The organism is Streptomyces sp. NPDC088732, assembly GCF_044751205.1.
Taxonomy (GTDB): domain Bacteria; phylum Actinomycetota; class Actinomycetes; order Streptomycetales; family Streptomycetaceae; genus Actinacidiphila.
On the sequence record NZ_JBIVLI010000019.1, the window covers coordinates 170,048 to 184,685 of the forward strand.

The following is a 14,638-nucleotide window of genomic DNA, read 5'->3' on the forward strand; positions in this document are numbered from 1 at the left end:
GAAGAGCATAGTTGCGCGCACCACCGACCGAGGAGGTGCACGCCATGCGCCGCCGCTGGCTGATGCTGGCCCTGGGCACCGCGGCACAGACCGCCGCCTGCGCTTTCGTCTACGGAATCCCCTATCTGGCCGCCGCGCTGCGCGACTCCGGGCATCTGTCGCTGCCCCGCGTCGGCCTGCTCATCGCCTGTCCCACCGTAGGCCTGGTGGCCGCCCTCGTCGCCTGGGGAGCGCTCGCCGACCGCCACGGCGAGCGGGTCGTCATCGCCACCGGACTGGGCGGTGCCGGCGTGCTGCTGGCAGTCACCTGCGCCGTGACGGCCGCCGGCGGGGGCACCGTCGCGCTCGGGGCGCTGCTCGTCCTCGCCGGAGCGGCGGCCGCCTCGGTGTACTCCGCGAGCGGGCGCCTGGTCATGGGCTGGTTCACCGCCGGGGAACGCGGCCTGGCCATGGGCATCCGGCAGACCTCCACCCCGCTCGGCATGGGCGTGGCCGCGCTGACCATGCCGCCCCTCGCCGCCGCGCACGGCATCGGCGGCGCCTTCGGCTTCCTGGCCGCGGTGTGCGCGCTCATCGCCGCGGCCGTCGCCGTCCTGGCCGCCGACCCGGCGCGCCCCGAGGGGACCGGCACGGCGGCGGAACCCGCCGCCAACCCCTACCGCGGCTCATCAGTGCTGTGGCGGATCCACGGCGCCGGCGCCCTGCTGGTCGTACCGCAGTTCACGGCGGGCGCGTTCGCGCTCGTCCTGCTCGTCGACACCCGCGGCTGGTCCGCGGTGGACGCGGGCCGGCTGATAGCCGCGGCGCAGGTGCTGGGCGCGGCCACCCGCATCGCCGCGGGCCGCTGGTCGGACCGGGCCGGCAGCCGGCTGCGCCCGATGCGGCAACTGGCCGTGGTCACCGCGGCCGTGGTCGCCGCCGCCGCGTTCACCGCGGCCTTCCCCTCGCCCCTGACCGCCGTCGCGCTGGTGCTGGCGGTCGGCATCACGGCCAGCACCAACGGCCTGTCCTTCACCGCCACCGCGGAACGCGCCGGACCGGCCTGGTCGGGCCGCGCCCTCGGCGTCCACAACACCGGCCAGAACCTCACCGCCGCCGTCGTCCCGCCGCTCAGCGCGGCCGTGATCTCCGCCACCGGCTACTGGCCCGCCCTGGCCGCCGCCGCGGCCGTGGCGTGCGGCGCGGCGATGGTCGTCCCGGTGGAGTCCCCGCGGCGGCGAGCGGTCGTAAGCTCAGTTCCATGACCGACGCAGCAGCGCAGCAGACCGCGGTGGGCCCCCGCCGGATCGACACGGTGACCGAGTTGACACCGCAGACGGCCGACGCGGTACTGGCGCTGATCGAGGACGCGACGGAGTCCGACGGCCAGGCCGCGGTCTCCGAGCAGGGCCGCATCCATCTGCGCGGCGGTGCCCGCGAGGGCGTCCGCCACCTGCTGGTCGAGGCCGACGGCACCCTGGTCGGCTACGCGCAGTTGGAGGACACCGACCCCGTCGAGGCCCCCGCCGCCGAGATGGTCATCCACCCCGACCACCGGCTCCGCGGCCACGGCCGCGCCCTCGGGCACGCGCTGCTCGCCGCCTCCGGCAAGCGGCTGCGGGTGTGGGCGCACGGCGGCCACCCCGCCGCGCGGCACCTGGCCGGGCTGCTCGGCCTCTCCCTCTTCCGCGAGCTGCGCCAGATGCGCCGCCCGCTGGACGGCGCCGCGGAGGGCGCGGACGGCCCGCCGCTGGCCGAGCCGGTGCTGCCGGAGGGCGTCACGGTGCGCCCCTTCGTCCCCGGCCAGGACGACGCCGCGTGGCTCGCGGTCAACGCCGCGGCCTTCGCCCACCACCCCGAACAGGGCAGCCTGACCCAGCGCGACCTCGACGACCGCAAGGCCGAGCCCTGGTTCGACCCCGCCGGTTTCTTCCTGGCCTTCCGCGGCGACCGGCTCGCCGGCTTCCACTGGACCAAGGTCCACGCCCAGCAGGGCCTGGGCGAGGTCTACGTCCTCGGCATCCACCCCGACGAGCAGGGCGGGGGCCTCGGCCGCGCCCTCACCCTGATCGGGCTCCGCCACCTCGCGCGGGACCGCGCGCTGCCCACCGCGATGCTCTACGTGGACGCCGACAACGCGCCCGCCGTCGCCGTCTACGAGCGCCTCGGCTTCACCACCCACGAGGTCGACCTGATGTACCGCACGGAGAGCTGAACGGGCGGAGGACAAAGCGGGGCGAAGGGGCGGGCCTCCGCCCCGTGCCGGCGGGACGGGAGGGGCGGCGGTCCGGCTCCCCGCCGGGCCCCCGGGCACCCCTCGGGAACGATGACCCGGTCACGGCCGGTACGGACGGCGCTTCCCTTACCGCCACCTGACCGTTACCGGTGATTCAGACTCGCTTGCAAGCATCACTGAATGCAGCCGCCCGCCGCACGCTCCCGTACCCTCCCCGACCTGCCGGTATGCGCCAGGTCCGGGGACAATGGGGGCATGGCCGGCGGTCGGGTTCCGTGCGCCGCCGTCCACGTGAACGACGTGCCGGAACCGGAGGAGGGCTCGCATCCATGGCCTCGATGAAACACCCCACCAACGCGGGGACCGACCGGTCCGGTTCCGAGAGCGCCGCTCACGCGTCCTCCGAGTCCGACGCCTCTCCCGCGTACGGCCGGCCGCACGTGGTGCCGCCGCTGCACCCCGAGATCACCCGCATGGACGCCCGGCAGCGGACGTCCGACGAGGGCGGCAGGGCCGCCGGGGTGGGGACCGTCCTGGAGAAGGCCGCGCCGGAGCACCCCGAGCTTCCCGCGGACCGCTTCCTGGACCGCGAGCAGAGCTGGCTGGCCTTCAACGAGCGCGTGCTGGAGCTCGCCGAGGACCCCGCGACGCCGCTGCTGGAGCGCGCCAACTTCCTCGCGATCTTCGCGAGCAACCTGGACGAGTTCTTCATGGTCCGGGTCGCCGGCCTGAAGCGCCGCATCACCACCGGAGTGGCCCAGCGCTCGTCCTCCGGCCTGTCGCCCAGCCGGGTGCTGGACAACATCCTGACCCGCTCCCGTGAGCTCATGGCCCGGCACGCCGCCTGCTTCCAGAACGAGGTGGCCCCGCAACTGGCCGCGGAGGACATCCACATCATCCGGTGGAGCGACCTCACCGAGCAGGAGCAGGCGCGGCTGTTCACGCTCTTCCGCAACAAGATCTTCCCGGTGCTGACCCCGCTGGCCGTCGACCCGGCGCACCCGTTCCCGTACATCTCCGGCCTGTCCCTGAACCTGGCCGTCACCGTGCGGAACCCGGTGTCCGGCCACGACCACTTCGCCCGTGTCAAGGTCCCGCCGATCCTGTCCCGCTTCCTGGAGGCCGGCCCGCAGCGCTTCGTCCCGCTCGAGGACGTCATCGCCGCGCATCTGGAAGAGCTGTTCCCGGGCATGGAGGTGCTCGACCACCACATGTTCCGGGTGACCCGGAACGAGGACCTGGAGGTGGAGGAGGACGACACCGAGAACCTCCTCCAGGCCCTGGAGAAGGAACTGCTGCGCCGCCGCTTCGGCCCGCCGGTCCGCCTGGAGGTCGAGGAGTCGATCTCCACCAAGGCGCTGGACACCCTGGTCCAGGAGCTGAACATCGCGGATGCGGAGGTCTACCCGCTGCCCGGCCCGCTCGACCTGACCGGGCTGTTCGCCGTCGCGGGCCAGGACCGGCCGGAGCTGAAGTACCCGAAGTTCGTCGGCGGCACCCACCCGGACCTGGCGGAGGTCGAGTCCGCGCACGCCACCGACGTCTTCGCGGCACTGCGCGAGCGCGACGTGCTGCTCCACCACCCGTACAACTCCTTCTCCACCTCCGTGCAGCGCTTCCTGGAGCAGGCCGCCCAGGACCCCGACGTACTGGCGATCAAGCAGACGCTCTACCGCACCTCCGGCGACTCGCCGATCGTGGACGCCCTGATCGACGCCGCCGAGGCCGGCAAGCAGGTGCTGGTGCTCGTCGAGATCAAGGCGCGCTTCGACGAGCAGGCCAACATCAAGTGGGCCCGCAAGCTGGAAGAGGCCGGGTGCCATGTCGTCTACGGCCTGGTCGGACTGAAGACGCACTGCAAGCTGTCGCTGGTGGTCCGCCAGGAGGGCGAGAACCTGCGGCGCTACAGCCACGTCGGCACGGGCAACTACCACCCCAAGACGGCGCGGCTCTACGAGGACCTGGGCCTGCTCACCGCGGACCCGCAGGTCGGCGCGGACCTCTCCCACCTGTTCAACCGGCTGTCCGGCTACTCGCGCCGCGAGTCCTACAACCGGCTGCTGGTGGCGCCGCGCAGCCTGCGCGACGGGTTGATAGAGCGCATCCTCGGCGAGATCGCCAAGCACCGCGAGGGCCGCCCGGCCTACATCCGCATCAAGGTCAACTCGATCGTCGACGAGGCGGTCATCGACGCCCTCTACCAGGCCTCCATGGCGGGCGTGCCCGTCGACATCTGGGTGCGCGGCATCTGTGCGGTGCGCCCCGGCGTCCCGGGCCTGTCGGAGAACATCCGCGTGCGCAGCGTGCTCGGCCGCTTCCTCGAACACTCCCGGGTCTTCATCTTCGCCAACGGCGGCGACCCGCAGGTGTGGCTCGGCAGCGCCGACATGATGCACCGCAACCTCGACCGCCGGATCGAGGCGCTGGTCCGGGTCTCCGACGCCGCGCACTGCGCCTCCCTGAACCGCTTGCTGGAGACCGGCACATCGGACGAGACCTCGTCCTGGTGGCTCGGCCCCGACGGGGAGTGGACCCGGCACAGCACCGACGCCGAAGGGCGTCCGCTGCCCCATATCCAGGAGATGCTCATCGACGCGCGGAGGCGCCGGCGTGGCCCAGCGACACCCTGACACGGCGGCAGAGACGCCCGTCGGCCTCACCGCCGACGGGCTCCCCGGCCGTGACGCCGGCACCGTGCTCGAACAGTACTTGCGCGACCAGGCCACCGGCTTCCTGCGCGCCCTGACCGCACGCGAGGGCGAGCCCGGCCGCCCTCAGGACGACAGCGCCGAGGCTGGCCGGCTCATGCGCCGCTCCGCGCGCCGCATCGCCGGTGCGCTGCACACGTACGGGTCGCTGACCGACCCGGCCTGGGCGGAGCCGCTGCGGGCCGAACTCGGCTGGCTGTCGGGCACCCTGGGCCGCGAGCACCAGTACGCGGCGCGCCTGACCCGGCTGATCACCGCGCTGCAGCGACTCGCCTCCGCGGAGGACGCCGCCGGAGCGGGCGCGGCCGGGCAGGCCGACGACGATCTGGGGCTGTGGCTCCCGGCGCCGGGCGAGGGCCCCGCCGCGAACCGCCCCGGGACCGCGGCCGAGCCGGCCCCCGCCGACCGCAGGAACGGCGCCGGCACCGCGGAAGCCCTCCGCGAGACCCCGGCACGCGCCGTCGAGGGCACCGAGGCCCTGGCCGGTGCGGCCCGCGCCGCGACCGGGCGGCGCACCCCCGCGCCCTCCCCCGCCGCCGCCGAACGCGGGACCGGCACGGGCCCGCTGGCCGTGGGCGCCGCCCGCGCCGGCGCCCTGCTGGAGCGGCAGCTCACCCTGGCCCGGACCCGCGCGCACTCCGCGGCCCTCCAGGCGGTGGGTTCCTCCCGCTTCCACGCCGTGGTCGACGCGGTGGCGCTGCTCGCCTCCGAGGTGCCGCTGACCTCCGCGGCGCACGAACCCGCCGAGGCCGTACTGCCGTTGCTGGCCGAGCAGGCGCACACCCGGCTGAACGAGGCCGCCGCGGATCTCGCGCTGGCCCGCGCCCGGCACCCGTACAACGCCGACGCGCTCTACGGCGCCCTGGCCACGGAGCAGGTGTCCGAGCGTCAGGACGCGCCGTGGAACCGGGTCCGTGTGCTGCTGCGGCTGCGCCGCTACGCGCAGGAGGTCCTGCCGTACGACGACACGGACCCCACCGCCCGGTTCGCCGCGGCGGCCCGGGTGCTGGAGCAGCACCGCGAGGCCGCGGACGCGGCGGCGGCCGTCACGGCCGCGGCACGCACCCCGCGGATCGCCCCGGCGACGGCCTACGCGCTGGGCGTCCTCCACGCCGACCAGCGCCTGGAGGTCGAGGCCGCCCGCTACGCCTTCGCCCACCTGTGGAGCCGTTAGCCACGACCCGCGTCCGCGCCGCGTCGCGACACGAAGGGAGCGCCGCCATGACCGCCACCGCCGACACGCCGATCCTGGCCGCGGGGGCTGTCCTGTGGCGCCGCTCCCCGGTGGACGGCGGCCTGGAGATCGCGCTCGTCCACCGGCCCAAGTACGACGACTGGTCGCTCCCCAAGGGCAAGCTCAAGCGCGGCGAGACGGCGGTGGACGGCGCCCGCCGCGAGGTCAAGGAGGAGACGGGCCTCGACTGCGTGCTCGGGGTGCCGCTGCCGTCGTCGATGTACGCCGTGGACGGGCGCCCCAAGGTGGTCCGCTACTGGGCCGCGGAGGCGGGCGCGGGTGCCTTCGTCGCGAACCGCGAGGTGGACCGGATGATCTGGCTGCCACCGGTCGCGGCACGTCACCGCCTCACTCATGAGCGTGATCTCCCGGTGGTCGACGCCTTCCTGCGGAACCCGGCCGAAGGACAATAGACGGGTTATGACGTGTCCCCGGTCACAGGGGCATACCGCACTGATATGCGAGGTTCACCTTGCGTTCACCCTGCCCCTTCGGCCGTGTCATCTGATCTGCCTAATTTCGGCCGTACCGGTGAGCGAACAGCTGCCGGGTGGATGCAGAAATCCATACCTCTGCTTCGCCGTCCACCGGCGGGCTTCAGGAAGGAATCACCGAAGGTGAAGCTTCAGCGTAAGAGCGGGCTCCGCGCCCTGGCCGTCGGCGCGGTCGCGGTTTCGGGCGCCCTCGTCCTCACTGCGTGCGGCTCGGACAACAACAACGACGACACGGCCAGCAGCGGCAGCAGCGCCTCCGCCGGGGCGTCGTCCTCCAGCAGCATCAAGTGTGCCGACAACGGCGGCCAGCTCCTCGCTTCCGGCTCCTCTGCCCAGCAGAACGCCATGGACGCCTGGGTCAAGAACTACATGCAGGCCTGCAACGGCGCGCAGATCAACTACAAGGCGTCCTCCTCCGGTGAGGGCATCATCGACTTCAACAACGGCACGGACAGCTTCGCGGGCTCCGACTCGCCGCTGAAGCCGGAGGAGATCGAGGGCTCGAAGAAGGTCTGCAAGACCGGCACGGGCATCAGCATCCCGATGGTCGGTGGCCCCATCGCCATCGGTTACAACCTGGCCGGCGTGGACAACCTGGTCCTGGACGCCCCCACCCTGGCGAAGATCTTCGACTCGAAGATCACCACCTGGGACGACAAGGCGATCAAGGCGCTCAACCCCGACGCCAAGCTCCCCAGCACCAAGATCCAGTCCTTCCACCGTCAGGACGAGTCCGGCACCACGGACAACCTGACCAAGTACTTCAACGGTGCCGCCAAGGACGCGTGGCCGTACGACCACGCCAAGGCGTGGGCCGGCAAGGGTGGCCAGTCCGCCGCCAAGTCCTCGGGTGTCGCCGCCCAGGTCAAGCAGGTCAACGGCTCGATCGGTTACTTCGAGCTCTCCTACGCGACCGCCAACGACATCAAGACGGTCAAGATCAACACCGGCGCCTCCGCTCCGGTCGAGGCCAGCGCGGCCAACGCCTCCGCCGGCATCGCGCAGGCGAAGGTCGTCGGCACCGGTGCCGACCTGTCCCTGGACATGAGCAACGCGTACGTCACCAAGGCCGACAACGCCTACCCGATCGTCCTGGTGACCTACGAGATCGCCTGCGACAAGGGCAACAAGGCCGAGACGCTGCCGCTGGTGAAGTCCTTCCTGGGCTACACCGCCAGCGAGGAGGGCCAGGCCATCCTGTCGGACGCCGGCTACGCGCCGCTGCCCGCCGAGATCGCCACCAAGGTCCGCTCCGCCGTGGCCGCCCTCGCCTGATCCCCGCGCGGACAGGCCCCGTGACCGCGGTCGCGGGGCCTGTCCGCACTTCCGGTGCACCGCCGCCGGGGGAGCCATCCCCCACCCAGACCGGAGAAAAAACCGATGGCCATAACTGCACAGACCCCTACTCCGCCACCGGCAGCCAAGAAGGCCGGGGGCACTGTCACGCGCGTTGGTGACAAGATCTTCTCGGGCCTCTCCCGTGGCTCCGGCATCCTGCTGCTGGTGATCATGGCAGCGATCGCGATCTTCCTCACGATCCGCGCGATCAACGCGATCTCCAAGGACCAGGGCAACTTCCTCACCACCTTCGAGTGGAACGCCAGCGCCACCCCGCCGGTCTTCGGCATCGCGGTCCTGGCCTACGGCACGATCGTCAGCTCGATCATCGCGATGCTCATCGCGGTCCCGATCGCGGTCGGCATCGCGCTGTTCATCTCGCACTACGCGCCGCGCCGCCTCGCCTCGCCCGTCTCGTACATCATCGACCTGCTCGCCGCCGTACCCAGCATCATCTACGGCCTGTGGGGCGCCCTGTTCCTGGTGCCGCACCTGACCGGGCTGAACATGTGGCTGAGCGAGTACCTCGGCTGGACGGTGATCTTCGAGAAGGAGGACCCGCAGGGCGCGGCCCGCTCGATCTTCACCGTCGGCATCCTGCTGGCGATCATGATCCTGCCGATCATCACCAACGTCAGCCGCGAGGTCTTCCGCCAGGTCCCGCGGATGCACGAGGAAGCCGCCCTGGCCCTCGGCGCCACGCGCTGGGAGACCATCCGGATGTCGGTGCTGCCCTTCGCGCGCTCCGGCATCATCAGCGCCTCGATGCTCGGCCTCGGCCGCGCGCTCGGCGAGACCATGGCCGTGGCCACGGTGCTGTCCGCCTCCCCGATCCTGTCGGCGCACATCCTCGACCCGGTCGGCGGCACGTTCTCCCAGAACATCGTCGCCAAGTTCGGCGAGGCCAACGAGTTCGGCCGCGACGCCCTGATCGCCTCCGGTCTCGTGCTCTTCGTCATCACCCTGCTGGTCAACGGCGCCGCCCGCGCGATCATCGCCCGGCGCAAGGAATACTCGGGGGCCAACGCATGAGCCACGCAGTAACGGACAAGCGGCCGGCCTCCTCCGTGCCGCGCCGGGCCCTGGCCCAGCGCCGACTGCCCCGCTGGGCACCGGCGGCCATCGCCGTGGGCGCCCTGGTCCTCGGCATCCTCATCGGTGTCGTCGGCGGCCTGGACAGCAAGATCCAGTGGGGCCTGATCGCCGTCGTGCTGTTCGTCGCGGGCACCTACGCGATCACCGCGCAGGTCGAAGGCCGCCGCCAGGCCAAGGACCGCGTCGCCACCAGCATGATCTGGGCCGCGTTCATCGTGGCCGCACTGCCGCTCTACTCGCTGCTCGCCACCACGATCAGCAAGGGCATCAAGGTCCTCAACGGCGACTTCCTGTCGCACTCGATGAACGGCGTGCTCACCATCGGCACCGGCGGCGGCGTCTACCACGCCATCATCGGCACGCTGGAGCAGGTCGGCATCGCCACCGCCATCGCCGCCCCGATCGGCATGCTGACCGCGATCTACCTGGTGGAGTACGGCAAGGGCCGCCTGGCCACGGCCGTCACCTTCTTCGTCGACGTCATGACGGGTATCCCGTCGATCGTCGCCGGTCTGTTCATCCTCTCGACCTGGAACCTGCTGCTGGGCTTCGGTCCCTCGGGCTTCGCCGGCTCCATGGCGCTCGCCATCCTGATGATGCCCGTCGTCGTCCGGTCCACCGAGGAGATGCTCAAGCTCGTCCCGAACGAGCTGCGCGAGGCGTCCCTCGCCCTCGGTGTGCCGAAGTGGCGCACCATTGTGAAGGTGGTCGTCCCCACCGCGATCGGCGGCATCACGACGGGCGTCATGCTCGCCGTCGCCCGTATCGCCGGTGAGAGCGCCCCCATCGCCCTGTTGGTCTTCGGCAACAACCTGATCAACAACGACCCGTTCAACGGCCCGCAGGCCTCGCTCCCGTTCTACATCTTCCAGCAGTACCAGAACGGCAACGAGCCCAGCTACGACCGGGCGTGGGCGGCGGCACTCGTGCTGATCGCCTTCATCATGATCCTGAACATCGTGGCCCGCGGCATCGCCCGCTGGAAGGCCCCGAAGACCGGTCGCTGACGCGGCCTACATCAGCGACTTCCAAGGATTGAGAGCAACACCACCATGGCCAAGCGAATCGACGTCAGCGGCCTCTCCGCCTACTACGGCGGATTCAAGGCGATCGACGACATCTCGATGAACATCGAGCCGCGCACGGTGACGGCCTTCATCGGCCCCTCCGGCTGCGGCAAGTCCACCTTCCTGCGCACCCTGAACCGCATGCACGAGGTCACCCCCGGTGGCCGCGTCGAGGGCAAGGTGCTGCTGGACGACGAGAACCTGTACGGCGCGGGCGTGGACCCGGTCTCCGTGCGCCGCACGGTCGGCATGGTCTTCCAGCGCCCGAACCCCTTCCCGACGATGTCCGTCTACGACAACGTCGCGGCGGGCCTCAAGCTCAACGGCGTCAAGCGCAAGGGCGACCTCGACACCATCGTCGAGAAGTCCCTGCGCGGCGCCAACCTGTGGAACGAGGTCAAGGACCGCCTGAACAAGCCGGGTTCCGGCCTCTCCGGCGGTCAGCAGCAGCGTCTGTGCATCGCCCGCGCCATCGCGGTCGAGCCCGAGGTGCTGCTGATGGACGAGCCGTGCTCCGCGCTCGACCCGATCTCCACCCTCGCCATCGAGGACCTGATCGGTGAGCTCAAGGAGCGCTTCACCATCGTCATCGTCACCCACAACATGCAGCAGGCCGCGCGCGTCTCGGACCGCACCGCCTTCTTCAACCTGTCGGCGGTCGGCCAGCCCGGCAAGCTCATCGAGATCGACGACACCGAGCGCATCTTCTCCAACCCCTCCGTCCAGGCGACCGAGGACTACATCTCCGGCCGCTTCGGCTGAGCCGACCGGCCGAAGCCCGAGAACCGTCCTGCGGTGCTGCATGGCGGTGCCACCGCAAGGCGAAGGGCCCGCTCCCTCCGGGGGGCGGGCCCTTGTTGCGTGCGCGGGACGGAGCGGAAGGGGGCTCAGGCGAAGGCGAAGTGCACGACGCCGTAGGTGGCCGCGGCCACCAGTGCCGCGGCCGGCATGGTGATGAACCAGCCGGCGACGATGTTCTTGGCGACGCCCCAGCGGACCGCGTTGAGCCGCTTCGTCGCACCGACGCCCATGATGGCGGAGGTGATGACATGGGTCGTGGAGATCGGCGCCTTGAAGATGTAGGCCGTGGTGTAGAGGATCGACGCCGCCGTGGTCTCCGCGGCGAAGCCCTGCGGCGGGTCCAGTTCGATGATCTTGCGGCCCAGGGTCCGCATGATGCGCCAGCCGCCCGCGTACGTGCCGAGCGACAGCATGAGGGCGCAGACGATCTTCACCCAGACCGGGATGCCGTCGCCCTGCTTCTGCACGTCGGCGATGGTCAGGGCGAGCACCACCACGCCCATGGTCTTCTGCGCGTCCTGGAGTCCGTGGCCGAGTGCCATGCCCGCCGCCGACACGGTCTGCGCGATCCGGAAGCCGCGCTTGGCCTTGTTGGGGTTGGCCTTCCGGAAGATCCACATGATGGCCAGCATGAACAGGTAGCCGACGATCAGGCCGATGACCGGCGACAGGAACATCGGCAGGACGACCTTGTCGACCACGCCGGACCAGATGACCCCCGTGCCGCCTGCGAGCGCCGCGCCGACCAGGCCGCCGAAGAGCGCGTGGGTGCTCGACGAGGGCAGGCCGTAGTACCAGGTGACCAGGTTCCAGACGATGGCGCCGACCAGCCCGGCGAAGAGGATGCCCATCCCCGAGTCGCCGGACGGGGTCTCGATGATGCCTTTGCTGACGGTCTCGGCGACCCCGGTGCCGAGGAAGGCGCCGGCGAGGTTCATCACGGCGGCCATGACCAGCGCGGCCCGCGGGGTCAGCGCCCGGGTGGACACCGAGGTGGCGATGGCGTTCGCCGAGTCGTGGAAGCCGTTGGTGTACGTGAAGAAGAGCGCGACGCCGATGGTCACGACCAGAGAGAAGGTCTCCACCTGGTTCAGGACTCCTTGACCGCGATGGTCTCCACGGTGTTGGCCACGTGCTCGAAGGCGTCCGCCGCCTCTTCCAGGACGTCCACGATCTGCTTGAGCTTGAGCACCTCGATCGCGTCGTACTTGCCGTTGAAGAGGTGGGCCAGCAGCTTGCGGTGGATCTGGTCGGCCTGGTTCTCCAGGCGGTTGACCTCGATCCAGTACTCGGTGAGGTTGTCCATCGTGCGCAGGTGCGGCATCGCCTCGGCGGTCAGCTCGGCGGCCCGGGCCAGCACCTCGATCTGCTGCTCGACCCCGCGGGGCAGCTCCTCGATCTGGTAGAGGACCACCAGGTCGACGGCCTCCTCCATGAAGTCCATGATGTCGTCGAGGGAGGACGCGAGGGAGTAGATGTCCTCGCGGTCGAAGGGCGTGATGAAGGAGGAGTTCAGCTGGTGGAAGATCGCGTGGGTCGCGTCGTCCCCCGCGTGCTCCGCCGCCCGCATCCGCTCGGCGATCTCCGCGCGCGTGGCGGAGTCGGCGCCGAGGAGTTCCATCAGGAGCTTCGACCCTGTGACGATGTTGTCCGCGGACGCGGCGAACATGTCGTAGAAGCTCGTCTCCCTTGGGGTCAGACGAAAGCGCACGTGAAGTCCTCGGAATACATCGGTTTCGGTCGCATTGATGCTAGGCGCATCGCACGGCCAGGGCTAACCGGCGTCTTACAGTGTCGCTCATGGTCGCAAACGGTCCCCATCGGGGCTCCTCCCGGTGCACGCTCGCACAATGAGGCGAATTCGGTACGATATACCCGGCAGGGGTATATCGGGGGCAGGAGGGACGCCATGACGGTCACCGAGGCCGGCGACACGGCTCCGCACGAAGAGGCGGGGACCGCCGGTGCCGCGGAGCATCCGGCGCACCAGCACGGGTACGCCGAACAGAGGGACCAGCACCTGAAGCGGCTGCGCCGTATCGAGGGGCAGATCCGGGGCCTCCAGCGGATGGTCGAGCAGGACGTGTACTGCATCGACATCCTTACCCAGGTGTCCGCCGGCACAAAGGCCCTGCAGTCCTTCGCCCTGCAACTGCTGGAGGAGCACCTGCGGCACTGCGTCGCCGACGCCGCCGCGAAGGGTGGCCCCGAAGCGGACGACAAGGTCGCCGAGGCCACCGCCGCCATAGCCCGGCTGCTGCGGAGCTAGCCGAGCCGACGGCCCTGCGCGGGAACGCGTGGTTCCACCGCGAGCACCTCGTCGATGCGCTCCGGGCTCAGCCGTTCCTCGGCGGTCGCCGAGGCGGCGATCATGAGCTCGCAGCACAACTCGATCTCCGCGAGGGCCACGTGGACCTGATCGTCCTGGTCCAGGAGCCACATCGCCACGTGCACCACCTCCTCCCCGCCCAGCGTAGGGACCGGTGCACGGTCCGTGCATGACACGGACGGACCATTTTCACAAGGTTCTAGGAGCCGGCCGCAGAAACGATCTTTCCGGTGTAGATGTCGGTCGCGCGCGGCAGCACTACCCGCACCGGCGCCCCGAAAGCGTACAGCGCGGTGGTCGAGACCACCGTGACCGCGGCCGGGGCGCTCTGGCCGCCCGCGACCCCGGGATTGGCGAAGGTGAAGCGCTGCCGGACCTTGCGCAGCACCCCGGCGTCGTCCAGGTAGGCGTCGAAGGGGACCCGCGTCACGGAGAAGCCGCCCGCCGCCGCCCGCAGCGCGCCGCGGGCCTGCGCCGAGGCGGCGTCGGCGGCCCGCACGATGTCGGTCACCCCCCGGTAGTGCCGCACCCGCGTGCCGTCCAGCGTCTCCAGGCCCACCATGCGCACCTCGCGCGCGCCGCGCAGCAACTCCGCGGCGACCAGCGGATCGGTGGCGCCGCCGGTGACGAGGTTGCCGTCCGGCAGCCGCGTGGTGTCCACCCACACCCACTTGTCGGCGGGCACGCCCTCGCCCCGGTTCTTCATGTAGAGGGCCCCGGGGGTCAGCAGCTCCGTGACCGGCGCGTGCTCCGCGTCGCCCGCGGCATCCGGCGGCAGGACGAGCCGCAGGCTGCCGTGCCGCGCGGCGTAGTCGAAGCTCCCGGTGCCGGTGATGGTCACCTTGGTGCCGCCGCTGGCGGTCTCCATCGTCGTACGGACCTTCGAGCTGCCGGCCCGGACCAGTGCGTCGGCCGCCTGCCGCAGCGCCCGGTCCGTGTCCCGGGGCGCGCCGCCCACCTCCACGGCCTCGCCGCTGCCGGAGCATCCCGTGAGTGCTGCCGCGCACATCCCGAGTCCCACGGCCGCGGCGGTCGCCCTGCTGACCTGACCCATCTGCGCCTACCCCCTGCACCGTGCCGCCGTCCAGGACCCCTTCGGCTCACTCGCCAAGCGGCATAACGAGGGTCAGGGCACCGCGTCACGGCCGGTAGCTTTGATCCGTGCCCCCCAGCGAACCCCCTCCAGCGCACCGTGCGACGACCAAGGAGAAGGGCGCCTTCTCCTTCGCCACCTGCACGTGCGGATGGCGCGGCCCCTCCCGCAGAGCCCGCGAACGCGCCCGGCGCGACGCCGCCGAGCACGCCGGGTCCTGAGCGCCGGCGCTCTCCCCGCCGGTGTGTCGTACGCCTCGCAACC

15 protein-coding genes are annotated in these 14,638 nt (G+C 71.2%); 11 read left to right on the plus strand and 4 right to left on the minus strand.

The features are described from left to right. Window positions 1-11: 11 nt before the first annotated feature. From ACIP9H_RS29895 to pstB, 9 genes are all read left to right on the plus strand, one after another. Complete coding sequence (locus tag ACIP9H_RS29895) at window positions 12-1,244, plus strand: MFS transporter (RefSeq protein WP_401596598.1); 1,233 nt, start codon at window positions 12-14, stop codon at window positions 1,242-1,244. Then, window positions 1,241-2,194 (plus strand): mycothiol synthase, encoded by a 954-nt coding sequence (gene mshD, locus ACIP9H_RS29900; protein WP_401596600.1) that lies wholly within the window; start codon window positions 1,241-1,243, stop codon window positions 2,192-2,194. Before ACIP9H_RS29895 ends, mshD begins: the two co-directional genes overlap by 4 nt. Before the next feature lie 350 nt (window positions 2,195-2,544). Then, entirely contained in the window at window positions 2,545-4,845 is a 2,301-nt protein-coding gene (locus ACIP9H_RS29905; RefSeq protein ID WP_401596603.1) for an RNA degradosome polyphosphate kinase, read from the plus strand. Further along, window positions 4,826-6,097 carry a CHAD domain-containing protein gene (locus ACIP9H_RS29910; RefSeq protein ID WP_401961818.1) on the plus strand — a complete coding sequence of 424 codons (1,272 nt, stop codon included), beginning with the start codon at window positions 4,826-4,828 and terminating at the stop codon, window positions 6,095-6,097. Before ACIP9H_RS29905 ends, ACIP9H_RS29910 begins: the two co-directional genes overlap by 20 nt. 47 nt (window positions 6,098-6,144) lie before the next feature. Next, a complete protein-coding gene (locus ACIP9H_RS29915; RefSeq protein WP_401961820.1) occupies window positions 6,145-6,570 on the plus strand; it encodes an NUDIX hydrolase in 426 nt (141 codons plus the stop codon). A gap of 204 nt (window positions 6,571-6,774) precedes the next feature. Then, on the plus strand, window positions 6,775-7,926 hold the full coding sequence (gene pstS, locus ACIP9H_RS29920) for a phosphate ABC transporter substrate-binding protein PstS (protein ID WP_401596610.1): 1,152 nt from the start codon (window positions 6,775-6,777) through the stop codon (window positions 7,924-7,926). Window positions 7,927-8,031: 105 nt separating this feature from the next. Then, entirely contained in the window at window positions 8,032-9,021 is a 990-nt protein-coding gene (gene pstC / locus ACIP9H_RS29925) for a phosphate ABC transporter permease subunit PstC (protein WP_401596612.1), read from the plus strand. After that, complete coding sequence (pstA, locus tag ACIP9H_RS29930) at window positions 9,018-10,091, plus strand: phosphate ABC transporter permease PstA (protein WP_401596615.1); 1,074 nt, start codon at window positions 9,018-9,020, stop codon at window positions 10,089-10,091. Before pstC ends, pstA begins: the two co-directional genes overlap by 4 nt. Window positions 10,092-10,136: 45 nt before the next feature. Further along, window positions 10,137-10,913, plus strand: coding sequence for a phosphate ABC transporter ATP-binding protein PstB (gene pstB, locus ACIP9H_RS29935; RefSeq protein ID WP_401596618.1), 777 nt, complete (start codon window positions 10,137-10,139; stop codon window positions 10,911-10,913). 125 nt (window positions 10,914-11,038) lie between these two features. Here the strand turns inward: pstB and ACIP9H_RS29940 are convergent, their stop codons facing one another. Further along, window positions 11,039-12,037, minus strand: coding sequence for an anion permease (locus ACIP9H_RS29940; RefSeq protein ID WP_401596620.1), 999 nt, complete (start codon window positions 12,035-12,037; stop codon window positions 11,039-11,041). A gap of 5 nt (window positions 12,038-12,042) precedes the next feature. Then, window positions 12,043-12,663, minus strand: a complete 621-nt coding sequence (locus ACIP9H_RS29945) for a DUF47 family protein (RefSeq protein WP_360909989.1) — start codon at window positions 12,661-12,663, stop codon at window positions 12,043-12,045. A gap of 198 nt (window positions 12,664-12,861) precedes the next feature. On the opposite strand from ACIP9H_RS29945, the gene ACIP9H_RS29950 reads away from it, so the two are divergent. Continuing rightward, entirely contained in the window at window positions 12,862-13,221 is a 360-nt protein-coding gene (locus ACIP9H_RS29950; RefSeq protein WP_401596622.1) for a metal-sensitive transcriptional regulator, read from the plus strand. Here the strand turns inward: ACIP9H_RS29950 and ACIP9H_RS29955 are convergent. Both ACIP9H_RS29955 and ACIP9H_RS29960 read right to left on the minus strand, forming a co-directional pair. Further along, on the minus strand, window positions 13,218-13,400 hold the full coding sequence (locus ACIP9H_RS29955) for a hypothetical protein (RefSeq protein WP_360910379.1): 183 nt from the start codon (window positions 13,398-13,400) through the stop codon (window positions 13,218-13,220). The two genes, ACIP9H_RS29950 and ACIP9H_RS29955, sit on opposite strands and share 4 nt — an antisense overlap. A gap of 80 nt (window positions 13,401-13,480) precedes the next feature. Beyond that, window positions 13,481-14,335 carry a hypothetical protein gene (locus tag ACIP9H_RS29960; protein ID WP_401596625.1) on the minus strand — a complete coding sequence of 285 codons (855 nt, stop codon included), beginning with the start codon at window positions 14,333-14,335 and terminating at the stop codon, window positions 13,481-13,483. Between the two features lie 107 nt (window positions 14,336-14,442). Here ACIP9H_RS29960 and ACIP9H_RS29965 point away from each other — a divergent pair, with 107 nt between their 5' ends. Continuing rightward, a complete protein-coding gene (locus tag ACIP9H_RS29965) occupies window positions 14,443-14,595 on the plus strand; it encodes a hypothetical protein (protein WP_401596628.1) in 153 nt (50 codons plus the stop codon). Window positions 14,596-14,638 lie beyond the last annotated feature (43 nt).